Below are 23,637 nucleotides of genomic sequence, written 5' to 3' on the forward strand. Positions count from 1 at the left end.
CACCTCGGATCACCCCTCGTGATCGACTGGTACCACGTTCAGCCCGCACCGCAACGCTCCGGAGGACGACCGATGCCCCGCGCCAACACCACCTTGGAGATCACCGGACGCCTCGACGGCGGTGACCTCGAGGACGCCTGGAAGGCCTACGAGCACGCCTTCTCCGGGTTGACCACGCGCGCCGCGCAGCAGCACCTCATGACCCGCGAGGAGTTCGAGGACGTCTGCCTGGACCCCCGCTGGCGCAAGTACGTGATCCGCGACGTGGACCGCGACGGCGCCGTGGGCGCCTTCGGCACCGCCACGAACGACCTGTCCGCCGTCTTCCAGCTGTCCCTGGACTTCTACGCGACGCGGTACCCGCGGCAGTTCGCGGAGGGGACGATCTGCTACATCGGCTGCATCGGGGTGCACCCCTCGTACCGCAGCAGCGGCGCGTTCGTGACGATCGTCGAGGAGATCTGCCGAGGCATCCACGAGCAGGGCGGCGTCGCCGCCATCGACACCTGCCGCTACAACGACGAGCAGCTCGCGCTGCCGCGGCTGATCAACCGCATCACCCGCACCTTCGGCACCGAGGGCGAGCGCCTCGACACCCAGACCTACTGGGGGTACGACTTCAGCCGGCCCTGAGCGGCGCGGGAGGAGGCCAGGTACCCCGCGGTCGCCTGCGCCGGCTCGGCGCGGTGCCACAACCAGCCCTGCCCGTGCCCGACGCCCAGCCGCTGCAGGACCTCGCGCTGCTCCTCGGTCTCGACGCCCTCGGCGGTGACGGCGAGGGTCAGGGCGTCGCTGACGGCCACCACGGCGCGCAGCACGGCCTCGTCGCCGACGTTCCGGTCCACGCCGGAGACGAAGCTGCGGTCGATCTTGACGCGGGTCACGGGGAAGTTGCGCAGGTAGCTCAGCGCGGAGTACCCCGTGCCGAAGTCGTCGACGGCCAGGCCGACGTCGAGGGCCCGCAGGCGGTGCAGGAGGTCGATCGTCTGCCGGTCCTGCTGCAGCATCGAGGACTCGGTGATCTCGAGCATCAGCGCCCCGCCCTCGACGCGGTGGGCCCGCAGGAGCTCGCCGACGGTGTCGGCGAAGTACGGGTCCAGCAGCTGCCGCGGGGACACGTTGACGGACAGCACGAAGTCGTCGGTGACGAGGCCCTGGTCGCGCCAGGACCGCAGGTCCGCCAGGGCGGTGTCCAGGACGTGCCGCCCGACCTCGACGATCAGCCCGGTCTCCTCCAGGACGGGCACGAACCTCACCGGCGAGACGGGGCCGTGCAGCGGGTGGATCCACCGCAGCAGCGACTCCACGCCGCGGGGCACGCCCGTGGCGAGCGCCACGACGGCCTGGTAGTGGACCTGCAGGGTCTGCTCGGCCACGGCGCTGCGCAGGTCCAGCTCGAACTCGACCTCGTCGCCCACGGCCAGGCGCAGCGACTCGTCCCACAGGACGAACTGGTTGCGGCCCTGCGCCTTGGCCCGGTACATGGCGGCGTCGGCCTCGCGCAGGGCGACGCCGAAGGACCCGGTGAGCTCGGCGACGCCCAGGGAGGCCGAGACCGCCACCTCGGCGACCGGCAGCCGGACGGGGGTGCGCAGGTTCCCGAGCAGTTCACGGGCCAGGCCCACCGCGGTGGCCTGCTCACCGCGCACGGCCACGACGAACTCGTCACCGGCCAGCCGGCCGATCACGGCGCCGGGCGGGGCGAGGCGGCGCAGCCGGGCGGCGACCTCGCACAGGAGCTCGTCGCCGACGCCGTGGCCGTGGGAGTCGTTGACGAGCTTGAAGCCGTCGAGGTCGACGAAGAGCAGCCAGCCGCGGTGCGCGGGGTCCCCGGCCCCTGGGGACCACGCCTGGACCCGGCGCTCGAACTCGTCGCGGCCGGGCAGGTCGGTGAGGGCGTCGTGGGTGGCGCGGTGCTCCAGGACGGCCTTCGCCGCGGCGAGGCCGTTGACGGCGACGACGGCGCGGGCCAGCACCAGCGCGATCATCGCGCCGAGCGTCACGAACGCCACGGCCTGCTCCACACCGCTGTCGTGGGTGCGGGTGCTCGCCAGGTACGCGGCCCCGGCCAGGGACACGCACAGCACGGCGAGCCGGGCCGGGGACCACGCGTCGAAGCGCGCGCGGGGCGGCGGGGGGCTGCCGCGCCGGGGCAGGTGCAGCAGCGCGACGCCCATGAGGCAGTAGGCGATGACGAACGGGGTGTCGAACCAGGTGGGGGCGACGAAGTACCCCTGCCGCCCGATGAGGGCGTACCCCAGGTCGCCCAGCAGCGTGAAGGCCAGGCAGGCCCCCAGCCAGCGGTGGGCCACGACGTGGGGGGCGGTCAGCAGCAGGTCCAGGACGAGCAGCAGGACCAGGACGTCGAGCAGGGGGTAGACGCCCGCGAGCACGGACCCGGCCAGGGTCCGGCCCGGCAGGTCCAGCACCGGCAGGACGAGGAACTGGACGGCGGCGACGGCACCGGCCAGACCCGCGACGAGGGCGTCGATGACCACCTCGCGGCGCAGGCCGCCGGCGGCGCGGGCCATCCGGGCCAGCCCGACGGACAGCGCGGCGTACCCGGCCAGGGAGAACGGGTCGGGTGCGAAGGCCAGCAGCCCGGGCTGACCGTCGGCCCAGGGCCGCAGCGCCGAGCCGACGAAGAACAGGGCCGCGAAGACCGGCACGAGGGACCAGGAACCCGCCGGCTGGGGACGGCGACGGCGCACGACCACGATCGAGACCACGAGGACCGCGCACGCCAGCGCGCCGAACCCGGCGGTCCGGACGGCGTCGGGCACGGGCGCCAGGTACGCCGCGGCCACGAGCGCGGTCGCCGCCGACCACCCGGCCCACCTCCACCGGGACGGCTCGGCCGTCCGCCGTCGCACCACGTGGTCCCCTCCCCCGCCGCTCGTCCTGCCGCTGTCCGGTCTGGCATCGGCAGCCGTCGCGCCGTCCTGGATCACGCTTGACCCGTTCGGGTGGCGGGTCCGGGGATCGCGACCCGTTCGGTCCAGGGGCGCGGAACCCTAGGCGGTGACGCGCTCGTGCACCAGCGGCACCGGAGCGGGCGCCCGTTCCGTCACCGGGTACCCGCCCTCCAGCGCCTGCAGCGCCCACTCGAACCGCTCGGGGGTGTCGGTGTGCAGGGTCATGACCGGCTGCCCGGCGCGCACGGCGTCGCCGCGCACGGCGTGCAGCTCCACCCCGGCCCCGGCCTGCACGGCCTCCTCGCGCCGCGACCGGCCCGCCCCGAGCCGCCACGCGGCGACCCCGACGGCCAGCGCGTCGACGTCGAGGAACCCGTCGGCGGGGGCCAGCACGTCGTGGGTGTGCCGGGCGCGCGGCAGCTCGGCGTCCGGGTCCCCGCCCTGGGCGGCGATCATCCGCCGCCAGGCGTCCATGGCCCGGCCGTCGGCGAGGGCGTCGGCGGGGTCGACGGCGTCCAGGCCCACGGCGGCGAGCATCTCCCGCGCCAGCACGAGGGTGATCTCCACGAGGTCCGCGGGGCCGCCGCCGGCCAGGACCTCCACGGACTCGCGGACCTCCAGCGCGTTGCCCGCGGTGCGGCCCAGGACCGTCGACATGTCGGTGACGACGGCGACGGTCCGCACCCCCGCGTCGGTGCCGAGGTCGACCATCGTGCGGGCCAGCTCCCGGGACTGCCCGAGCTCCTTCATGAACGCGCCGGAGCCGGTCTTGACGTCCAGGACGAGCGCGCTGGTGCCCTCGGCGATCTTCTTGCTCATGATGGAGCTGGCGATCAGCGGGATCGCCTCGACGGTGCCGGTCACGTCGCGCAGCGCGTACAGCTTCTTGTCGGCCGGGGCGAGGTCACCGGTCGCGGCGCAGATCACGGCGCCGAGGTCGGTGAGCTGGGCGCGGATCTCCGGCAGCGTCAGCGACGCCCGCCAGCCGGGGATCGCCTCGAGCTTGTCGAGGGTGCCGCCGGTGTGGCCGAGGCCGCGGCCGGACAGCTGCGGGACGGCGGCGCCGCAGGCCGCGACGAGCGGGGCCAGCGGCAGCGTGACCTTGTCCCCGACCCCGCCGGTGGAGTGCTTGTCGACGCTGGGCCGGGGCAGGTCGGTGAAGTCCAGCCGCGCCCCGGAGGCGATCATCGCGCTCGTCCAGCGGGACACCTCGCGCCGGTCCATCCCGTTGAGCAGGACCGCCATGGCCAGGGCCGACATCTGCTCCTCGGCGACCTCGCCGCGGGTGTAGGCGTCGATCACCCAGTCGATCTGGGCGTCGGACAGCGCGCCCCGGTCGCGCTTGGTGCGGATGACGTCGACGGCGGCGAACTGCTGGGTCACGGGGACACCTTCCGGGCGGGGTCGGTCAGGTCGTGCGGCCCGAACGCGTCGGGCAGCACCTCGGTCATGGGCACCACGCCGCGCGGGGAGTCGACCAGGAGGTCCGGGCCGCCGAACTCGTACAGCAGCTGGCGGCAGCGGCCGCACGGCATGAGGACGTTGCCGACGGCGTCGACGCAGGCGAACGCGACGAGCCGGCCCCCGCCGGTCATCCGCAGCTGCCCCACGAGGGTGCACTCGGCGCACAGCGTCACCCCGTAGGAGGCGTTCTCGATGTTCGCCCCGGACACGACGCGGCCGTCGTCGACGAGCGCGGCCGCCCCGACGGGGAACCGCGAGTAGGGCGAGTAGGAGTGCCGCAGCGCCTCGCGGGCGGCGTCCCTGAGCTGGTCGAAGTCGGGGGTGGGGTCGGGGTTCACGCGGGGTACGGCTCTCCGGAGGCGGCGGGCGGCCGAACCCGGCCGACGAACCCGGCCACGGCCAGGATCGTCGCGAGGTACGGCAGCATGGACAGGAAGCTGGAGGGGACCTCCCCCGGCGCGGGCAGGACCCCGACGAGGGTCTGCAGCGCGGCGAAGAACCCGAACAGCAGCGAGGCCGCGACGGCCCCGCGCGGGCTCCACCGGCCGAAGATCACCGCGGCCAGCGCGATGAACCCCTTCCCGGCGGACATGTTCTCGGTGAACGGCCCGATGGTCCCGATCGACAGGTAGGCGCCCGCCAGGCCGGCGATGCCGCCGGCGACGACGACGTTGACGTACCGCACGCGCAGGACGTCGATCCCGACGGTCGCGGCGGCCTTGGGGTGCTCGCCGACCGCGCGGGTCCGCAGGCCCCACTTCGTCCGGAAGAGCACCACCTGCAGCGCGATGATGATCGCGTACATGGCGTAGACGAGGACGTTCGCCTGGAACAGCAGCGGGCCGACGACCGGGACGTCGGCCAGCAGCGGGATCCGGATCGGGTTGAGGACCCCCGGGGAGTTGTACCGCTGGGTGTCGGACTGCATGAGCGCCTTGTACGCCCAGCCGGTGAACCCGAGCGCGGCGGCGTTGATGACGACGCCGAGGATGACCTGGTTGACCCGGTAGCGGATCGCGAACACGGCCAGCAGCCAGCCGACGACGGCGCCGGACAGGACCGCGCCGACGACCCCGGCGCCCAGGCTGCCGGCCATCGACCCGACCAGGGCCCCGGCGAAGGCGCCGGTCAGCATCTGCCCCTCGATGGCGACGTTGACGACGCCGCTGCGCTCGCCCAGCACACCGGCCAGGGCGCCCAGGATCAGCGGGGTCGCGAGGAACACCGTCTGCTGCAGCAGCCGCACGACGTCGATGGAGGCGCCCGGCCCCCCGCTCATGACCCAGCACAGGAACGCCAGGACGAAGCAGACCAGGGTGACCGCGACGACCAGCGGGTTGCGCCGGGCGCGGAAACCCCGGGCGAGCTGGAACAGGCCCAGCACCACGACCACCGCGCCGAGCAGCACGGGCGTGAGGGTGGCGGGGACGGTCAGGTCGGGCAGGGTCACGGCCGACCCGCCGCCGAAGCGGAACGTGGCGTCGTCGGGGCCCGAGCCGATCCCCCAGCCGAGCACGGCCACCAGGCCCACGACGACCAGCAGGCCACCGGTCAGGACCCGCTTGCGCAGGCTCAGCGGGGGCTCGACGCGGGCGTGCTCGACGACCGCCGCGGGGGTCTCGGGGCTCACTGCGGAACTCATCGGGTCCACCCTCCGGCCAGCTCGGAACCGACGCCGGCGCCGCCGGACCTCAGGCGGAACACCGAGCGGATCAGCGCCGGCGCCGCGATGAACAGGACGATCGTGGCCTGCAGGACGCCGACCAGGTCGACGGGGACACCGGTCGCGGACTGCATCTGCACCGCGCCGGCCCGCAGGCCGCCGAACAGGACCCCGGCGGCGATGACGCCGTAGGGGTTGTTGCGGCCCAGCAGCGCCACGGTGATGGCGTCGAAACCGATGTTGCCCGCGACGCTGCCGGTCACGCTGCCGGTGACCCCGAGCACCTGGGTGGCCCCGGCCAGCCCGGCCAGCCCACCGGCCAGCGCCATCGAGACCACCTGCAGCCGCCCGACCGCCATGCCCGCCGTGCGGGCCGCGTTCGGGTTGGCGCCCACCGCGCGCAGCCGGAACCCGAGCCGGGACCGCTCGAACAGCCACCACACGAACACCGCCGCCAGCACCGCCAGCACCAGCCCGGCGTTGACCCGCAGCGACGACCCCAGCAGCGCGGGGAGCTCGGCGCTGGCGTCGACCTGCTCGGAGATGGCCTGGTTGTACGGGGGGCGCTGGAACCAGCGCACCCCCAGCAGGTAGGTCAGCAGGTTGATCGCGACGTAGTTCAGCATGATCGTCGTGATGACCTCGTGGGCGCCCGTGCGCGCCTTGAGCAGGCCCACGACGCCGCCCCACACCAGGCCCCCGAGGATCCCGGCGGCGACGGCCACGACGACGTGCAGCACCACGGGCAGGTCCAGGGTGAACCCCACCCAGGCGGCGGCGATCGCGCCGGTGATGATCTGCCCCTGGGCGCCGATGTTGAACAGGCCCACCCGGAACGACAGGGCCACGCCCAGACCGGCCAGGATCAGCGGTGTCGCGTTGACCAGCGTCTCGGAGACCGGCCGCAGGGCGGCGGTCCCGGAGAAGCTCGGGTTGTAGAGCGCCCCCTGCAGCAGCGCCAGGTAGGCGTCGCGCACGGAGTACCAGGCGTTGGAGAAGAAGTCCCACGGGTAGCTGAAGAAGTACTGGGCGCTGGCCCGGGACTGCTCGTCGCCGATGACGATGAGCACCGCGCCGACCAGCAGCGCGCTGAGGATCGCGCAGGCCGTCAGCAGCCAGCCGCCGCCGCGGCGCGGACGCCGGCGCCCCGTCCCCTGCACCGGTTCCTGCGCGAGCGGGGTGGAGCTCACAGGTCGTCCTCCCTCGTCGTCGCGGCGCCGGCCATGAGCAGCCCCAGTTCCTCCTGCGTGGCGTCCGGACCGACCTCACCGGCGATCCGGCCGCGGTACATCACGACGATGCGGTCGGCCAGCGCCCGCACCTCGTCCAGCTCGGTGGACACCAGGACCACGGCGGCGCCGCGGTCGCGCTCGGCCACGATCCGCTGGTGCACGAACTCCTGGCTGCCGACGTCGACGCCGCGGGTGGGCTGAGCCACGACCAGCAGCTTCAGCGGCCGCGTCATCTCGCGGGCCAGCACGACCTTCTGCTGGTTCCCGCCGGACAGGGTCGAGGCGGCGGCCTGCGCCGACGGGGTGCGGATGTCGAACTCCTCGATGCGCTCGGCGGCGTTGCGGCGCAGCGCGTCGCGGTCCACGGACAGCCCGCGGGCGAACTGCGGGGAGTCCACGAGGTCGAGCACCAGGTTCTCGGCGATGCTGAACGACCCGACGAGGCCGTCGTGCAGCCGGTCCTCGGGGACGTACCCCACCCCGAGGGCGAGGACGTCGTCGATCCCGGCGCCGGTGACGTCGGTGCCGGCGATGCTCACCGTCCCGGCCTCGACGTCCTGCAGGCCGACGATGCTGCGGGTCAGCTCGGTCTGGCCGTTGCCGTCGACCCCGGCGACCGCGAGGACCTCCCCCGCCCGGACGTCGAGGTCGATGCCGTCGAGCAGGACGGTCCCCGAGGGGTCCAGGACGCGGACGCCGTCCATCCGCAGGACCGTCCCCCCGGGTTCGGCGGCCTTCTTGTCGACCCGCAGCCGCACGTCCCGCCCGACCATGAGCGCGGCCAGCTCCTCCGGGGAGGCGCTGGGCAGCGCCTCGCCGACGACCTTGCCGCGGCGGATGACGGTGATGCGGTCGGCGACGGTCCGCACCTCGCGCAGCTTGTGGGTGATGAAGACGATCGACGTGCCGGCGTCGGCCAGTTCGCGCATGACGCGCATGAGGTCGTCGGTCTCGGCCGGGGTCAGCACGGCCGTGGGTTCGTCCAGGACGAGGACCTTCGCCTCGCGCAGCAGCGCCTTGACGATCTCGATGCGCTGCTGCACGCCGACGGCGAGGTCGGCGACGAGGGTGTCGGCGGGGATGGCCAGCCCGAACCGCCGGGAGGTCTCCTCGACGCGCTCGCGGGCGCGGCGCCGGTCCAGGAACCCGCCGGCCTTCGTCAGCTCGGTGCCCAGCACGATGTTCTCGGTGGCGGTGAACGTCGGGACGAGCATGAAGTGCTGGTGCACCATGCCGATGCCGGCCGCCATGGCGTCCCCAGGGGAGGTGAACTCCACGGGTTCGCCGTCGACGAGGACCTGCCCCTCGTCGGGGGTGTACAGGCCGTAGAGCACGTTCATCAGCGTGCTCTTGCCGGCCCCGTTCTCGCCCAGGAGGGCGTGGATCTCGCCCTCGCGGACGACGAGGTCGATGGAGTCGTTGGCGACGAGGGGCCCGAAGCGCTTCGTGATGCCCTTGAGTTCCAGTTGCACCTGCGCGTCGTTCCCCTCGTCGCCTTCGCGTTCCGGTTCTCAGCTGGCCTTGATGGCGTTCGGCGAGGTGATCTCGATCGAGCCGTCGATGATGCCCGCCTTCACGGCCTCGAGCTCGCTCTTCAGCTCGGCCGGCACCTTCGCGTCGAACTGGTTGAACGGCGCCAGGCCGGTGCCCTCGTTCTCCAGGGTGCCGACGTACCCGCCGGTGGGGGTGTCGCCCTCGGCGGCGGCCAGGACGTAGTCCTTGACGGCGTTGGTGAGGTTCTTCGTCACCGAGGAGATGAAGTACTGGCAGTACTGCGACGCGCTCTGGCAGCCGTCGGTGTCGACCCAGATGAGGTTCAGCGAACCGCCGGCGGCCTCGGCCGCGGCGCCCGCGCCCAGACCGGCCTGGCCCGCGACCGGCATGATCACGTCGGCGCCCTGACCGGCCAGCGTCTCGGTGATGGAGCGGCCCGCGCCCTGGTCCTGGAAGGAGTTGGCGAAGGTGCCGCCGTCGGGGTTCTTCTCGTCCCAGCCCAGGACCTTGACGCTGGTGCCCTTCTGCTGGTTGTAGTACTGCACGCCCTCCCAGAAACCGTCCATGTAGATGGTCACCGGCGGGATGTTGATGCCGCCCCAGGTGCCGACGGTGCCCGTCTTGGTCATGCCGGCCGCGAGGTAACCACCCAGGAAACCGCCTTCGGCGGTGTTGTACTGGAAGGCGTAGACGTTGTCGGCGGCCGCGTCGGAGTCGATCTCGGCGAAGGCCTGGTCGGGGTTGGCCTTCGCGACCTCCGCGACGGCGTCCTTCATCAGGCCGCCGACGGCGACGATGGTGCCGCAGCCCTTGGCGACCTCGGCGTTGAGGTTCGGGACGTAGTCGGCGTCGCTGTTGGACGGGACGTAGGAGATCTCGATGGCCGGGTTCTCCGCCTTGGCCTGCTCGAAGCCGGCGTAGGAGCTCTCGTTGAACGAGCGGTCGTCGACGCCACCGGTGTCGAGCACCATGCAGGCGGTGAACGCGTCACCGCCGCTGCCGCTGGCCTGGCCCCCCGAGCCGGAGGTGTCGTCCGGCCGGTCACCGCAGGAGGCCAGCAGCAGGGCGGTCACGCCCAGGGCTGCCACCGGGGCGAGGCGGTGGATCGTCTTCATGGGGGTGGTCCTCCGTGGTCGGCGGGTCGGGTGGAACGCCAGGGGTGCGCCGCGAGCGCCGGCTGGTGCGAACGCGCCGTCATCGTAGTGGCCGAAAACCTCTGCCCGGTCTGCTGCGCCGGGCAGGTTGTCCAGATCGAGACCTTTCAACTGGGCACGCCGGGGTTCTTGTGGGCCGGCAGTGCCCGGGGTGAGAGCGCCGTGAGCGCCAGGACGCCCATGCCGACGGCGAGCGCCGCCTCGTCGGGGGCGAAGTCGCCGCGGTGCAGGTCGTAGGTGGGTCCACCGGGGGTGCGGGTGCCCAGGCGGACCATGGCGCCGGGGACGTGGTGCAGGTACCAGGCGAAGTCCTCCCCGCCCAGGGACTGCCGGGTCGGCAGGACGTCGTCGGTGCCGAGCAGCGCGCGGGCGGCGGCCTCGAGGGCGGCGGTGGAGTGGACGTCGTTGTCGACCGGCGGCACGCCGCGCACGAGGCTGACCTCGGCGCGCACGGAGTAGGGCCGGACGAGGTCGGCGACGACGGCCTCGACGAGCTCACCGGCGTGCTGCCAGGCCTCGGTCTCCATGCAGCGCAGCGTCCCCGAGGCGTAACCCTCGGCGGGCACGGCGTTGGGGGCGTCCCCGGCGTGCACGGCGCCCCAGGTGAGGTTCACCCCGGCGCGGGGGTCGACGCGGCGGGCCAGGACGGCGGGCAGCTGGGTGACGACCTGGCCGAGGGCGAAGACGAGGTCGCCGGCCAGGTGGGGGCGGGAGGTGTGCCCGCCGGTGCCGTGCAGCCGGACGGTGACGTGGTCGGAGGCGGAGGTGATGGGCCCGGCCTTGAGGCCGACGGTGCCGACGTCGAGGCTGGGGTCGCAGTGCAGGCCGTAGATCGCGGCGACGTCGTCGACGGCGCCGGCGCCGATGACGTCGAGCGCGCCGCCGGGCATGACCTCCTCGGCGGGCTGGAACAGCAGCCGCACGCCGTGGGGGAGGTCGCCGGTGCGGGCGAGGTCGGCCAGGACGAGCCCGGCGCCGAGGACGCAGGCGGTGTGGACGTCGTGCCCGCAGGCGTGCGCGACGCCGTCGACGGTGGAGGCGTAGGGCAGGCCGGTGGACTCGGGGGTGCGCAGGGCGTCGAGGTCGGCGCGCAGGGCCAGCCGCGGTCCGGTGGCGGGCCCGAGGTCGGCGATGAGGCCGGTGCCGGGCAGCAGCTTCACCCGGGCCCCGGCGCGGGTGAGCCGCTCGGCGAGCAGGCCGGTGGCGCGGTGCTCGGCGCGGGCGAGCTCCGGGTGGGCGTGCAGGTCGCGGCGCAGCGCCCGGGCGGCGGGTTCGTGGGTGACGACCAGGTCGGCGACCCGCTCCCGCAGCGGGTGGCCGGGCTCACCGAGCTCACCGCGACCGGCCGAGGTCCGCGGGGTGCTGGTGTCGCTGGTCACGCCACCCGACGCTACCCGTGCCGCGCGCACCCCGCCGACCGCACCCGCCCGCGGGGCCGGCTCGCGGTCCCGAGGGTCAGACGACCTCGTCGAGCCCGGCCTCCAGGGCCCGCTCGACGAGCTTCTTGACCTCCTGCGCCCGGGCGCGGGTGGTGACCATGAGGGCGTCGGGGGTGTCGACGACGACGAGGTCGTCGACGCCGAGGAGCGCGACGACGCGGTCGTTGGCGGGCACGACGAGCCCGCCGGCGACGCTCTCGGTGAGGACGAGGTCGGGGTTGCCCAGGACCTTGGGCTGGTCGGCGTCGGCGGGCAGCAGGTCGCCGAGGGAGGAGAAGTCGCCGACGTCGTCCCAGCCGAAGGTGGCGGGCACCACGGCGACGCGGCCCTCCTCGGCGGCGGGCTCGGCGACGGCGTGGTCGATGGCGATGGCCGGCAGCGCGGCCCACTGCTCCTCCAGGACCGCGTCGCGCTGGGGGGTGTCCCAGGCGTCGGCGATGCGCTGGAGCCCGGCGTGCAGGGCGGGGGCGTGCGCGGCGAGCAGTTCGAGCAGGACGTCGGCGCGGGTGACGAACATGCCGCCGTTCCAGCGGTAGTCGCCGGTGGACAGGTAGGCCGAGGCGGTGCGGGCGTCGGGCTTCTCCTTGAACTGCACGACGCGGCGGGCGTTGGGGGCCCCCTCCAGGCGCAGCCGCTTGCCGAGGCGGATGTAGCCGAAGCCGGTGGCGGGGTGGGAGGGCGCGATGCCGATGGTGACGACGAAGCCGCGGCGGGCGGTGACGACGGCCTCCTCGACGGAGCTCTCGAAGTCGTCGCGGCCGGAGATGTTGTGGTCGGCGGCGAAGGAGCCGAGGACGGCGTCGGGGTTGCGGCGCACGAGGACGGCGGCGGCCAGGCCGATGGCGGCCGCGGAGTCGCGCCGGGCCGGCTCGCGCAGGATGTTGGCCTCGGGCAGGTCCGGCAGCTGGGCGGCGACGGCGTCGGCGTGGGAGCGGCCGGTCACCACGAGCAGTCGGTCGGCGTCGGCCAGGGGCAGCAGCCGGTCCCAGGTCTGCTGCAGGAGGGTGCGGCCGCGGCCGGTGAGGTCGAGCAGGAACTTGGGCCGGTCCTTGCGCGACAGCGGCCACAACCTGGTCCCGGCGCCGCCGGCGGGCACCACGGCGTGGAAGTCGGACAGGTCGATCTGGGCGTCCTCGAGGTCGTCCTCCGACCACGACGCCGACCAGGCCCCCGGCTCGCTGGGCCGGCTCGTGCTGTGCTGTCCCCCGTCAGTCATGGCCGCGAACCTACCGGGGCGGGCCGGGCGCGACCGGGAGGTCACCCCCCGGGGTCGCCCGTGCGGGTGACGCGTCCTCCGACACGCCGTAGGAGGTTGCGCGGACGGCCTTCCGTGGTCCACGGTAGGTGAGGCTGACCTGCGTGACGTGCGCCTCACGACGCCGTGAGTCCTTCATCACAAATCCCCCACGGGCCCACCCGTGGGGCGGCCCGCGCGTGACCGCGCGCCTACAGTGGATCCAGACGCCGCCGCCTGCGCGCCGTAGCCCCGGTGGACCCGGCGTCGAGGAGCACTCGAGGAGGACGCTGGTGGCCACGAGCCTGACCCCACCCGGACAGGGGACGCCCGCCGGGAGCAGGAAACCCGCAGGGACGCTCTACCGGGGCCGCGAAGGCATGTGGTCGTGGGTGATGCACCGGATCTCCGGCGTGCTGATCTTCTTCTTCCTCTTCGTCCACGTCCTGGACACCGCCACCGTGCGGGTCTCCCCCGAGGTCTACAACGGCGTCATCGGCCAGTACAAGAACCCCGTCATGGGGCTGGGCGAGGCCGGGCTCGTCGGCGCGGTGGTCTTCCACGCCCTCAACGGGATCCGCATCATCCTCGTCGACTTCTGGTCCGGCGGCACCAAGCACCAGCGCAAGCTGTTCTGGGGCGTCGTGGTCGTCTGGGTCGTCCTGATGGTGCCGTTCCTCGTCCGCCACCTGACCAACGTCTTCACCCACTGAGGGGCGCAGTCGTGAGCACCGATCAGACCCCCGGCGGCAGCTACGCCCCCGCCCTGGAGACCCCGCGCTCGCCGTACAAGCGCAACAAGCCGACCCGGACCAACTGGGAGCTGTACGGCTGGCTGTTCATGCGCGTGTCCGGCGTCGTCCTCATCGTCCTGGTCTTCGGCCACCTGTTCGTCAACCTCATGACGGGCACCGGGATCCACCAGGTCGACTGGGGTTTCGTCGCCGGCAAGTGGTCCAGCCCGTTCTGGCAGGTCTGGGACCTGCTGATGCTGTGGCTGGCGCAGCTGCACGGCACCAACGGCGTCCGCACCGTCATCAACGACTACGCCGAGCGCGACGCGACCCGCTTCTGGCTGAAGATGGCGCTCTACCTGGCCACCGTCATCGTCCTCGTCGTCGGCACGCTGGTCATCTTCACGTTCGACCCGTGCATGGACCCGAACTCCACGCTGGACGTCTGCCGCCCGGCGATCGACAACGTGCCCACCGTCACCAGCCCGAACACCTGATCCGAGAGCGGAGCAGCCACCATGCAGACGCACCAGTTCGACGTCGTCATCGTCGGCGCGGGCGGCGCGGGGATGCGCGCGGCCCTGGAGTCGGGCCAGCGGGCCCGCACCGCGGTGCTCACCAAGCTCTACCCGACGCGCTCGCACACCGGTGCGGCCCAGGGCGGCATGTGCGCCGCGCTGGCCAACGTCGAGGAGGACAACTGGGAGTGGCACACCTTCGACACCGTCAAGGGCGGTGACTACCTCGTCGACCAGGACGCCGCCGAGGTGATGTGCAAGGAGGCCATCGACGCGGTCCTGGACCTCGAGAAGATGGGCCTGCCCTTCAACCGCACCCCTGAGGGCAAGATCGACCAGCGCCGGTTCGGCGGGCACACCCGCGACCACGGCAAGTCCCCCGTGCGCCGCAGCTGCTTCGCCGCCGACCGCACCGGCCACATGATCCTGCAGACCCTCTACCAGCAGTGCGTGAAGCACGAGGTGGAGTTCTTCAACGAGTTCTACGTCCTGGACCTGCTGCTGGTGCCGCAGACCGAGGCGAGGACGGGCACCGAGATCGAGGGCGCCGCCGAGCAGCCCGGTCTGGCCACCCCGCCGACCATCGGCGTCCCCGGGGACAAGCGGATCGCCGGCGTCGTCGCGTACGAGCTCGCCACCGGTGAGATCCACGTCTTCCAGGCCAAGTCGGTCGTCCTGGCCACCGGCGGCGCGGGCAAGGTCTACAAGACGACCTCGAACGCGCACACCCTCACCGGCGACGGCATGGCCATCGCCTACCGCCGCGGCCTGCCGCTGGAGGACATGGAGTTCTTCCAGTTCCACCCGACCGGCCTGGCGGGCCTGGGCATCCTGCTGTCCGAGGCCGCCCGCGGTGAGGGCGGGATCCTGCGCAACGCCGACGGCGAGCGGTTCATGGAGCGCTACGCCCCCACCATCAAGGACCTCGCCCCGCGCGACATCGTCGCCCGGTCGATGGCCAACGAGGTGCGCGAGGGCCGCGGCGCCGGGCCGAACAAGGACTACGTCCTGCTCGACCTGACCCACCTCGAACCGGCGCACATCGACGCCAAGCTCCCCGACATCACCGAGTTCGCCCGCACCTACCTGGGCGTCGAGCCGTACACCGAGCCCGTCCCGGTGTACCCGACGGCGCACTACGCCATGGGCGGCGTCCCGACGAACGTCGACGCGGAGGTGCTGCAGGACAACACCCGCGTGGTGCCGGGCCTGTACGCCGCCGGCGAGGTCGCCTGCGTCTCGGTCCACGGCTCCAACCGCCTGGGCACGAACTCGCTGCTCGACATCAACGTCTTCGGCCGCCGCGCCGGCATCGCCGCCGCGGAGTACGCGACGAAGGCCGAGTGGATCGCCGTCCCCGAGGGGTCCGAGCTGCCCGTCGTGAACTGGATGGCCGAGCTGCGCGACCGCCCCCAGGGCGAGCGGATCTCCGACATCCGCCGCGAGCTGCAGGAGACGATGGACGCCAACGCCCAGGTGTTCCGCACCGAGGCGACGCTCAAGCAGGCGCTCACCGACATCGAGCGGCTCAAGGAGCGCTACGCGCGCGCCTCGGTCCAGGACAAGGGCAAGCGCTTCAACCTCGACCTCCTCGAGGGCCTGGAGCTCGGGTTCCTGCTCGACCTCGCCGAGGCCATGTGCCTGGGCGCGCTGGAGCGCAAGGAGTCCCGCGGCGGCCACTTCCGCGAGGACTACCCCAACCGCGACGACGTGAACTACATGCGGCACACCATGGTCTACCGCGAGCACGCCGCCGACGGGTCCTACTCGACGCGCCTGGACTTCAAACCGGTCGTCCAGACCCGTTACCAGCCGATGGAGCGCAAGTACTGATGTCGACGTTCGAGACGAGCCCGCGGGAGACGAACGCCGAGGCGGGCCCGGCCAAGTCCTCCGAGACCGCCCGCAGCGGTCAGGGTCGCCCCTCGGCGGGCGAGGGCCAGGGAACGGGCGGGACGGGCGAGATCCCCTCGTTCACGATCACCCTGAAGCTGCGCCGGTACGACCCGGAGAAGGACTCCGAGCCGCACTGGGAGAACTACGAGCTGACGATGCACGGCACCGACCGCGTGCTCGACGCCCTGCACAAGGTGAAGTGGGAGCAGGACGGGACCCTCACGTTCCGGCGCTCCTGCGCCCACGGCGTGTGCGGTTCGGACGCGATGCGCATCAACGGCCGCAACCGGCTGGCGTGCAAGACGCTCCTGAAGGACCTCGACATCAAGAAGCCCATCGTCGTCGAGCCCATCAAGGGCCTGCCGATCGAGAAGGACCTGATCGTCGACATGGAGCCGTTCTTCGCGGCCTACCGCGAGGTCATGCCGTTCCTCATCACCAAGGGCGCCGAGCCGACCCGCGAGCGCATCCAGTCGCAGGCCGACCGCGAACGCTTCGACGACACCACCAAGTGCATCCTGTGCGCCGCGTGCACGTCGAGCTGCCCGGTGTTCTGGAACGACGGCCAGTACTTCGGCCCGGCCGCCATCGTCAACGCGCACCGGTTCATCTTCGACAGCCGCGACCAGGCGTCGGACCTGCGCCTGGAGATCCTCAACGACAAGGAGGGCGTGTGGCGCTGCCGCACGACCTTCAACTGCTCCGAGGCCTGCCCCCGCGGGATCCAGGTGACGCGGGCGATCGCCGAGGTCAAGCAGGCGCTGATCTCCCGCAAGCTCTGAGGCACCACGACAGGAGGGCCCGACCGCCGGTGCGGTCGGGCCCTCCGTCGTCCCGCCCGCGGTGCGGCGCAGAGGGTCAGTGCGCCTCGGCGGTGAGCCGGGCGAGCGTGACCCCGGCGAGCAGGTCACGCCCCGGGACGTCGGGCGTCATCCGCCACTGCAGCCGGTACTCAGCAGCCTCCAGCACCCAGCTCGTCACGGTCTCGGCGTCGAGGTCGACGAGCAGGTAGTGCGGGACGCCGTGCGCCTGGTACAGCTCCTTCTTCGAGCCCCGGTCCCGCAGCCGGGTGGCCGGGGAGGTCACCTCGACGGCGAGGCGGACGGCCTCGGGCTCGTAGTAGTGGGCGGGTCTAGGTCCCGTCGCGGCGAGGAGGTCGGGGATGACGTACCGCTCGGGCCCGAGCCGCGGCATCCGCACACCGACGCCGGTCTTGAGCCGCCAGTCGCCCGGTACCGTCGCCACCAGCGCCGCCCGCAGGTTGTCGATCACGTCCTGGTGCACGACGGAGGGGGGCGGGGTCACGATCAGCTGTCCGTCCAGGATCTCGTAGCGGTACCCGTCGTCGGGAAGTGCGAGCAGGTCGTCGAAGGTCCACTCGCGGTGGAGCACGCTCACCGCGTCGTCGTTCAGTTCCGCTGCCACGCCCCCGCCCTCCCGCTCGGCCGGCTCCCAGTATCCCCCGGCGACGTCCCGACGGCGAGGGACCCCGCACGGCGTCGAGGTCGCCGGCGGGTCGCTACGCTCCCAGGGTGCTGGACCTGGTCGAACGGAACCTGTCGGTCGCCGGACGGGCGCTCACGCTGAAGGTGCCGCGGGACCTGGAGGCGCTGTTCACCGAGGAGGCCTTCGCGCGCGACGAGTTCGTGCCGTACTGGGCCGAGCTGTGGCCCAGCGCGCTGGCCCTCGCGGAGGTGCTGGCCGGGCGCGGCCCCGGGACCCGCACCCTGGAGATCGGCTGCGGGCTGGGTGTGCCGTCCCTCGTCGCCGCCCTGGCCGGGCAGCGGGTGACGGCGGCCGACTGGTCCCCCGACGCCGTGTCGGTGCTGCGCGACAACGCCGCCGCGAACGGCGCCGACCTGGTGGTGACCGCCTGGAGCTGGACCGCGGACCCCGCTCCCCTGGCCCCGCCCTTCGACCTCGTCGTGGCCGCCGACGTCCTGTACGAGCGGCGCAACGTCGCCCCGATCCTGGACGTCCTGCCCGCCCTCGTGGCCCCCGGCGGCGAGGTGTGGGTCGCCGACCCCGGCCGCCTGCCCGCACCGGAGTTCCTCGAGCGCGCGGCGACGCAGTGGACGGTCGGCCACCTGCCGCACGGCGGGCCGGCCGGGGTGACGGTGCACCGCCTGACGCGACCGGCCTGACCCCCGCGGGGGGTGGTGCGGCGCGCGCGGGCCGGCGGGACCCTCCGTAGAGTGCGGGCAGAGCCACCCGGGGAGGGGCATGCGCCACCAGGACCGCTACCTGCAGATCAGCCGCATCCTGTCGCGGCACGGTCTGGGGTACTTCATCGACGCCCTCGGGCTCGAACGGTGGGTGCGCGCCGACTGGGAACTGTTCGGCCACCCCCGCGAGCGCGAGCGGCACACCCGCGCCGAGCACGTCCGGCTCGTCATGGAGGAGCTCGGCCCGACCGCCACCAAGATCGGGCAGATCCTCTCGACCCGCCCGGACCTGCTGCCCCCCACCTTCCAGCGGGAGCTGGAGAAGCTCCAGGACAGCGCGAGCCCGGTGCCGTGGGAGGTGGTCCGCGGCGCCGTCGAGGAGGAGCTGGGCGCCGACCCGGAGGAGCTGTTCGTCCACTTCAGCCGCGAACCGCTGGCCAGCGCCTCGATCGGCCAGGCCCACACCGCCGTCCGCGAGGACGGCACGCAGGTCGTCGTGAAGGTCCGCCGCCCCGGCGTGGTGGAGGAGGTCGAGGGCGACCTGGAGATCCTGCGGACCCTGGCCGTCCAGGCCTCCCGCCGCTGGTCGGTCGCCGCGGACTACGACGTCGTCGGCCTCGCGACGGACTTCGCCGACACGCTGCGGGCCGAGCTGGACTACCTCGCCGAGGGTCACAACGCCGAGCGGTTCGCCCGCAACTTCCACGGCGACCCCGACATCCACGTCCCGCAGGTCTACTGGGAGACCACGACGTCCCGCGTCATCACGCTGGAACGGCTGCACGGCGTGAAGATCAGCGACGCGGCCGGGCTCGCCGAGCACGGGATCGACCGGTCCGCGCTGGCGGCGCGCGCGACGCGGCTGCTGGCGGACATGGTCTTCGAGCACGGGTTCTTCCACGCCGACCCGCACCCGGGCAACTTCCTCATCGAGCCGTCGGGGCGCATCGGGCTGCTCGACTACGGGATGGTCGGCGAGGTCGACGAACGCTCCCGCGAGCACCTGGCGATGCTGCTGGCCGCGTTCGACCGCCGGGACCCGGCCCGCATCGCGGCCGCGTTCGCGACGATCGGCGTCACCGAGCACCGGGTCGACCGGGTGCGGCTGGCCACCGACTGCGCGCACCTGCTGCGCAAGTACGAGGGGCTGCCGCTGGGCCGGATCTCCGTCGGGGACATCGTGCGCGACGTGCTGGAGATCCTGCGCCGGCACCACCTGGCGCTGCCCCGCAACCTCGCCCTCGTCGTGAAGATGATCGTCATGACCGAGGGGCTGGGGGCGAGCCTGGACCCCGACTTCCAGCTCGGCCGGGTCCTGGGCCCGTACGCGCGGCGCCTCGTGCGGCGGCACTTCGACCCGATCGTGCTGGCCAAGCGGGTGCGGCAGGCGGGGGTCGACGTCGCCCAGCTCGGTGTGGAGCTGCCCGGTCAGCTCGGCCGGCTGCTCGACGTGCTGGACCGCGACGGCATCTCGGTGTCGCTGCGCACCGACGAGCTCGACCCGCTGGTGGCGCGGCTGGAGCGGATCGGCAACCGGCTCGTCGTGGGCCTGGTCGTGTCCGCGGGCATCGAGGCGCTCGCGACCCTCGGCTCGACCGACCCCGAGCGGCTCAAGCCGCACGAGACGAAGGTCGTCGCGATCGGCGGCGCCGCCCTGGCCGCGCTCACGGGCTACCTGGGGTGGACCGCGCGCGGGCACCGGCGCCGCCGGCGCTGAGTCCCGCCGTTCGGCCCGCCACGGCCGCCGCCGGGGGGAACGTTGACTCCCCGGTGACGATGATCGTCACCGGGGAGTCAACGTTCCCCCCGAAGCGGCCACGAGGGGCGGGCGTCAGGAGAAGCTGGCCTGCACGACGCGGCCGTCGCCGGGGCGGGCGAACCGGGACCGGCGCAGGTCGCGGACGACGAAGCCGCGGGTGATGAACCGGTCGGTGCCGTCGAAGCGCGGCGCGAACGGGGACCGTCCGTGCATGGCGCGCAGGTTGTCGAGCAGCAGCACGTCGCCGGGCTGGAGGACGACGGCGTGCCGGTGCGCGACGTAGATCTCCAGCACCCGCTCCAGCAGGGCCTGGGCGTGCTTGGTGATGCCGTGCATGAGGTCCTGGTCGACGAGCATGGTGGGGTCGTCGGCGTCGCCGGACAGGATCGGGAAGGGGCCGCGCACCTCGCGGGTGTCGAGGTAGTCGGCGAACGACTCGTCGACGAGCGTCGTCCACAGCGGCCGGAACAGTTCGAGCACGTCGGCGGGGTCGACGTGCGGGAGCAGGTCGAGGGCGCGGAAGGCGTAGGTGGCGGCGTCGGCGTCGCCGCGCAGGCAGCCGAGCACGACGTAGTCGGGCCGCAGGTCGGAGAAGCACTGCTCGGTGTGGGCCTCGAGCTCGACCCGCGACCCCTGCGACTGCTGGGTGGCGGCGAGCTTCGCGTTCGGCACCATGTCCTGCAGGAGGTGCCCGTGGCCCTCGGCGGCGTACCCGACCATGTGGCCGAGGGCGTGGCTGACGACGGCCTGCTGGCGGGCGAGCAGGGTGCGGCCGCCGACGCCGCCGCGGTTGTCCGGCGGGGTGGCGGGCAGGTCCCCGACCTCCAGGCCCCGCAGCACGAGCACCCCGCTGTCGGAGCCGCGCTCCTCGAACGCCCACAGCGTCTCGGCGAGGTCGCGCGGCAGCTCGCGGGCGAGCAGGCGGGCCTGGCGGCCGAAGGCGTCCGGTGCGGTGACGGGGTCGGTGGTGAGCCGTGACCCCAGCCGGGCGAGCGCGTCGCGCTCCACCGGGGCCAGTTCACGGATCGTCGGCACCACGGCCGAGGAGTCGAGGAACACCGAGGACACGAGCAGCTCCCATCGTCGACGCGCTGTCAGGACACCGTAGCGCGTCGACGACGGGCAGTCTGCCTAGTTCGGACGTTGCGAACTGGACAATCTGTCAGCGTTTGATCATCCCGTGCGGGTCGATGACGAACTTCTTCGGCGCCCCGGCGTCGAACTCGGCGTACGCGGCGGGCGCCTCGTCCAGCGAGATCGGCGTCGCCCCGACGGCCTTCGCGATCTGCACCTTGTCGTGCAGGATCGCCATCATCAGGCCGCGGTGGTACTTCATGACCGGGCACTGCCCCGTCGTGAAGGACAGCGACTTGGCCCAGCCGGTCCCCAGGTCCAGGGACAGCGACCCCTTCTTGGCCGCCTCGTCGACCCCGCCGGGGTCGCCCGTGACGTACAGGCCCGGGATGCCGAGCGCCCCACCGGCCTTGGTGAGGCCCATGAGCGAGTTCAGCACCGTCGCCGGCGCCTCCTGCGCCGATCCGGCGCCGTGCCCGCGGGCCTCGAAACCGACGGCGTCGATCCCGGAGTCGACCTCGGGGACCCCGAGGATCTGCTCGATCTGGTCCTTCGGGTCGCCCTGCGACACGTCGACGGTCTCGCAGCCGAAGCTGCGGGCGCGGGCGAGCCGGTCGGCGTTGAGGTCACCGACGATGACGACGGCCGCCCCGAGCAGCTGCGCGCCCACCGCGGCCGCCAGCCCCACTGGGCCGGCCCCGGCCACGTACACCGTCGACCCCACCCCGACCCCGGCGGTGACGGCGCCGTGGAAACCCGTCGGGAAGATGTCGGACAGCATCGTCAGGTCGAGGATCTTCTCCATGGCCCGGTCCTTGTCGGCGAACCGGAGGCAGTTGAAGTCCGCGTAGGGCACCAGCACGTACTCGGCCTGGCCGCCGACCCAGCCGCCCATGTCGACGTACCCGTACGCCGAGCCGGGACGGTCGGGGTTGACGTTCTCGCAGATGCCGGTCTTGCGCTCCTTGCAGTTCCGGCAGCGGCCGCAGGCGATGTTGAACGGGACCGACACCAGGTCCCCGACCTTCAGGAACTCGACGTCACGGCCGACCTCGACGATCTCGCCGGTGATCTCGTGGCCCAGGACGAGGTTCGGCGGCGCGGTCGTGCGACCGCGCACCATGTGCTGGTCCGACCCGCAGATGTTGGTGGCGACGAGTTTGAGGATGACCCCGTGGTCGACCTTGCGGCCGACGTTGGCGGGGTTGACGCCCGGGCCGTCCTTCAGCTCGAACGTCGGGTAGTCGATCGTCTGGACCTCGACCTTGCCGGGGCCGAGGTAGGCGACGGCGCGGTTGCCGCTGGCGGTGCTCGTGGTCACGGAGGGGGCCTCTCCTCTCGGGCGCCGACCCCTGTGTCGGCGCGCTGGCCCCACCCAACCCCGGCGGGGTGCGCCGCGCAAGAGCGCGCGCGCACCCCGGGCGGGCCGCGGTCAGCCGGCGACGGCGGGCACCGCGTTGCGGCTGACGACCGAGGCGTACCAGAGGGCGCTGTCCTTCACGGTGCGCTCCTGCGTCGCGTAGTCGACGTGGACGACGCCGAACCGCTTGGAGAACCCGTAGCCCCACTCGAAGTTGTCCAGGAACGACCACAGGTAGTAGCCGCGGACGGGGGCACCGGCCTCCACGGCGTCGAGCACGGCGGCGAGGTGGTCGCGCAGGTAGCGGGTGCGCTCGACGTCGTGGACCTGCCCGGCGACGACGACGTCGTCGTAGGCGGCGCCGTTCTCGGTGACCAGCAGCTCCAGGCCGGGGTGCTCGCGGTGGATCCGCAGAAGCAGCTCCGTCATGCCGCGCGGGTCGACGCTCCAGCCCATCGCCGTCTTCTCCCCCGGCAGCTCGGGGAACTCCACGACGCGCTCCGAACCCACCCACGGGCTGTGCGCGCTGGCGCCGTGCCCGTCGTTCTCGGCCCGGGGACCCGAGCCGTCCCAGGCCCGCACGACGGTGGGGCTGTAGTAGTTGACCCCGAGGACGTCCAGCGGCTGGTGGATCAGGGCCAGGTCCCCCTCCCGCACGAACGACCAGTCGGTGACCTCGGCGGTGTCGGCCTGCACGTCGGCGGGGTAGCTGCCGCGCAGGACGGGGTCGAGGAAGACCCGGTTCTGCAGGCCGTCGACGCGGCGCACGGCGTCGGCGTCGGCCGCGCGGGTCCCGTCGGTGCGCACCCAGGCGAGGTTGAGGGTGAGGGCCACCCGCGCTCCCGGCGCGGCGCGGCGCACGGCGGCGGCGCCCAGGCCGTGGGCGAGGTTGAGGTGGTGGACCGCGGTCAGCGCCGCGGCGGGTTCGGTGCGGCCCGGGGCGTGGACGCCGGAGGCGTACCCGAGGTAGGCCGAGCACCACGGTTCGTTGAGGGTGATGAACGTGCGGACCCGGTCCCCCAGCGCCGCGGCCACGACCTCGGCGTACTCGGCGAAGCGTTCGGCGGTGCTGCGGGCGGTCCAGCCGCCGGCGTCCTCCAGGGCCTGCGGCAGGTCCCAGTGGTAGAGGGTGACGGCCGGCTCGATGCCCGCGGCGAGGAGTTCGTCGACCAGCGTGGAGTAGAACGCCAGCCCGGCCTCGTTGACGGGGCCGAGCGCGTCGGCGGTGACCTGCGGGGTGATGCGCGGCCAGGCCACGGAGAACCGGTACGACGCCAGGCCCAGCCGCTGCATGAGGGCGATGTCCTCGCGGAAGCGGTGGTAGTGGTCGTCGGCGACGTCGCCGGTGTCCCCGGCGACGACGCGGCCGGGGGTGTGGCTGAAGGTGTCCCAGATCGAGGGCGTGCGACCGTCCTCGGCCACCGCGCCCTCGATCTGGTAGGACGCGGTCGCGGTCCCCCAGACGAACCCGGGCGGGAAGGCGCGCTCGGTGGCGGCGGGGACGGTGCGGCGTTCTTCGGTGGTGGTCACGGGGGC

The 23,637-nt window shown here is 73.1% G+C and carries 20 protein-coding genes; 7 read left to right on the forward strand and 13 right to left on the reverse strand.

Features of this window, described 5'->3' with window-relative positions:
* Positions 1–72 precede the first annotated feature (72 nt).
* Positions 73–633 carry a hypothetical protein gene (locus ACRYRX_RS00705; protein WP_432509853.1) on the forward strand — a complete coding sequence of 187 codons (561 nt, stop codon included), beginning with the start codon at positions 73–75 and terminating at the stop codon, positions 631–633.
* Here the strand turns inward: ACRYRX_RS00705 and ACRYRX_RS00710 are convergent.
* The 9 genes from ACRYRX_RS00710 to ACRYRX_RS00750 form a co-directional block, all read right to left on the reverse strand.
* Entirely contained in the window at positions 603–2,876 is a 2,274-nt protein-coding gene (locus tag ACRYRX_RS00710) for a putative bifunctional diguanylate cyclase/phosphodiesterase (protein ID WP_432509854.1), read from the reverse strand. The two genes, ACRYRX_RS00705 and ACRYRX_RS00710, sit on opposite strands and share 31 nt — an antisense overlap.
* Before the next feature lie 138 nt (positions 2,877–3,014).
* Positions 3,015–4,298 (reverse strand): thymidine phosphorylase, encoded by a 1,284-nt coding sequence (locus ACRYRX_RS00715; protein ID WP_432509855.1) that lies wholly within the window; start codon positions 4,296–4,298, stop codon positions 3,015–3,017.
* Entirely contained in the window at positions 4,295–4,717 is a 423-nt protein-coding gene (locus tag ACRYRX_RS00720; RefSeq protein WP_432509856.1) for a cytidine deaminase, read from the reverse strand. Before ACRYRX_RS00720 ends, ACRYRX_RS00715 begins: the two co-directional genes overlap by 4 nt.
* Positions 4,714–6,021, reverse strand: a complete 1,308-nt coding sequence (locus ACRYRX_RS00725; RefSeq protein ID WP_432509857.1) for an ABC transporter permease — start codon at positions 6,019–6,021, stop codon at positions 4,714–4,716. The genes ACRYRX_RS00720 and ACRYRX_RS00725 overlap by 4 nt, the downstream gene beginning before the upstream one ends.
* The gene (locus ACRYRX_RS00730; protein WP_432509858.1) at positions 6,018–7,232 is read right to left on the reverse strand and encodes an ABC transporter permease; all 1,215 of its coding nucleotides are present in this window, start codon (positions 7,230–7,232) and stop codon (positions 6,018–6,020) included. The genes ACRYRX_RS00725 and ACRYRX_RS00730 overlap by 4 nt, the downstream gene beginning before the upstream one ends.
* Positions 7,229–8,746, reverse strand: coding sequence for an ABC transporter ATP-binding protein (locus ACRYRX_RS00735; RefSeq protein ID WP_432509859.1), 1,518 nt, complete (start codon positions 8,744–8,746; stop codon positions 7,229–7,231). Before ACRYRX_RS00735 ends, ACRYRX_RS00730 begins: the two co-directional genes overlap by 4 nt.
* 39 nt (positions 8,747–8,785) lie before the next feature.
* Positions 8,786–9,883, reverse strand: a complete 1,098-nt coding sequence (locus ACRYRX_RS00740; RefSeq protein WP_432509860.1) for a BMP family lipoprotein — start codon at positions 9,881–9,883, stop codon at positions 8,786–8,788.
* Positions 9,884–10,029: 146 nt separating this feature from the next.
* Positions 10,030–11,301: an amidohydrolase gene (locus tag ACRYRX_RS00745; protein WP_432509861.1), complete on the reverse strand. Its 1,272-nt coding sequence runs from the start codon at positions 11,299–11,301 to the stop codon at positions 10,030–10,032.
* A 76-nt stretch (positions 11,302–11,377) separates the two neighbouring features.
* Positions 11,378–12,577 carry a mannose-1-phosphate guanylyltransferase gene (locus ACRYRX_RS00750; RefSeq protein WP_432509862.1) on the reverse strand — a complete coding sequence of 400 codons (1,200 nt, stop codon included), beginning with the start codon at positions 12,575–12,577 and terminating at the stop codon, positions 11,378–11,380.
* Between the two features lie 398 nt (positions 12,578–12,975).
* On the opposite strand from ACRYRX_RS00750, the gene sdhC reads away from it, so the two are divergent.
* From sdhC to ACRYRX_RS00770, 4 genes are read left to right on the forward strand one after another with little or no spacing between them, the layout of a single operon-like run.
* Positions 12,976–13,308 (forward strand): succinate dehydrogenase, cytochrome b556 subunit, encoded by a 333-nt coding sequence (gene sdhC, locus ACRYRX_RS00755; protein ID WP_432509970.1) that lies wholly within the window; start codon positions 12,976–12,978, stop codon positions 13,306–13,308.
* Between the two features lie 11 nt (positions 13,309–13,319).
* A complete protein-coding gene (locus ACRYRX_RS00760; RefSeq protein ID WP_432509863.1) occupies positions 13,320–13,826 on the forward strand; it encodes a succinate dehydrogenase hydrophobic membrane anchor subunit in 507 nt (168 codons plus the stop codon).
* A gap of 21 nt (positions 13,827–13,847) precedes the next feature.
* Entirely contained in the window at positions 13,848–15,680 is a 1,833-nt protein-coding gene (locus ACRYRX_RS00765; RefSeq protein ID WP_432509864.1) for an FAD-binding protein, read from the forward strand.
* A complete protein-coding gene (locus tag ACRYRX_RS00770) occupies positions 15,680–16,525 on the forward strand; it encodes a succinate dehydrogenase iron-sulfur subunit (protein ID WP_432509865.1) in 846 nt (281 codons plus the stop codon). Before ACRYRX_RS00765 ends, ACRYRX_RS00770 begins: the two co-directional genes overlap by 1 nt.
* 76 nt (positions 16,526–16,601) lie before the next feature.
* Here the strand turns inward: ACRYRX_RS00770 and ACRYRX_RS00775 are convergent, their stop codons facing one another.
* Complete coding sequence (locus tag ACRYRX_RS00775) at positions 16,602–17,141, reverse strand: Uma2 family endonuclease (protein WP_432509866.1); 540 nt, start codon at positions 17,139–17,141, stop codon at positions 16,602–16,604.
* A gap of 134 nt (positions 17,142–17,275) precedes the next feature.
* On the opposite strand from ACRYRX_RS00775, the gene ACRYRX_RS00780 reads away from it, so the two are divergent.
* Both ACRYRX_RS00780 and ACRYRX_RS00785 read left to right on the forward strand, forming a co-directional pair.
* Complete coding sequence (locus tag ACRYRX_RS00780; protein ID WP_432509867.1) at positions 17,276–17,887, forward strand: class I SAM-dependent methyltransferase; 612 nt, start codon at positions 17,276–17,278, stop codon at positions 17,885–17,887.
* A gap of 79 nt (positions 17,888–17,966) precedes the next feature.
* Positions 17,967–19,625, forward strand: coding sequence for an ABC1 kinase family protein (locus ACRYRX_RS00785; RefSeq protein WP_432509868.1), 1,659 nt, complete (start codon positions 17,967–17,969; stop codon positions 19,623–19,625).
* A 114-nt stretch (positions 19,626–19,739) separates the two neighbouring features.
* Here the strand turns inward: ACRYRX_RS00785 and ACRYRX_RS00790 are convergent, their stop codons facing one another.
* The 3 genes from ACRYRX_RS00790 to ACRYRX_RS00800 form a co-directional block, all read right to left on the reverse strand.
* Positions 19,740–20,735, reverse strand: a complete 996-nt coding sequence (locus ACRYRX_RS00790; RefSeq protein WP_432509869.1) for a TauD/TfdA family dioxygenase — start codon at positions 20,733–20,735, stop codon at positions 19,740–19,742.
* A gap of 94 nt (positions 20,736–20,829) precedes the next feature.
* On the reverse strand, positions 20,830–22,062 hold the full coding sequence (gene fdhA / locus ACRYRX_RS00795; protein WP_432509870.1) for a formaldehyde dehydrogenase, glutathione-independent: 1,233 nt from the start codon (positions 22,060–22,062) through the stop codon (positions 20,830–20,832).
* A gap of 111 nt (positions 22,063–22,173) precedes the next feature.
* On the reverse strand, positions 22,174–23,631 hold the full coding sequence (locus tag ACRYRX_RS00800; RefSeq protein WP_432509871.1) for a GH1 family beta-glucosidase: 1,458 nt from the start codon (positions 23,629–23,631) through the stop codon (positions 22,174–22,176).
* Positions 23,632–23,637: the final 6 nt, after the last annotated feature.

This window comes from Kineococcus lubricus (assembly GCF_050871965.1).
Taxonomy (GTDB): Bacteria; Actinomycetota; Actinomycetes; order Actinomycetales; family Kineococcaceae; genus Kineococcus.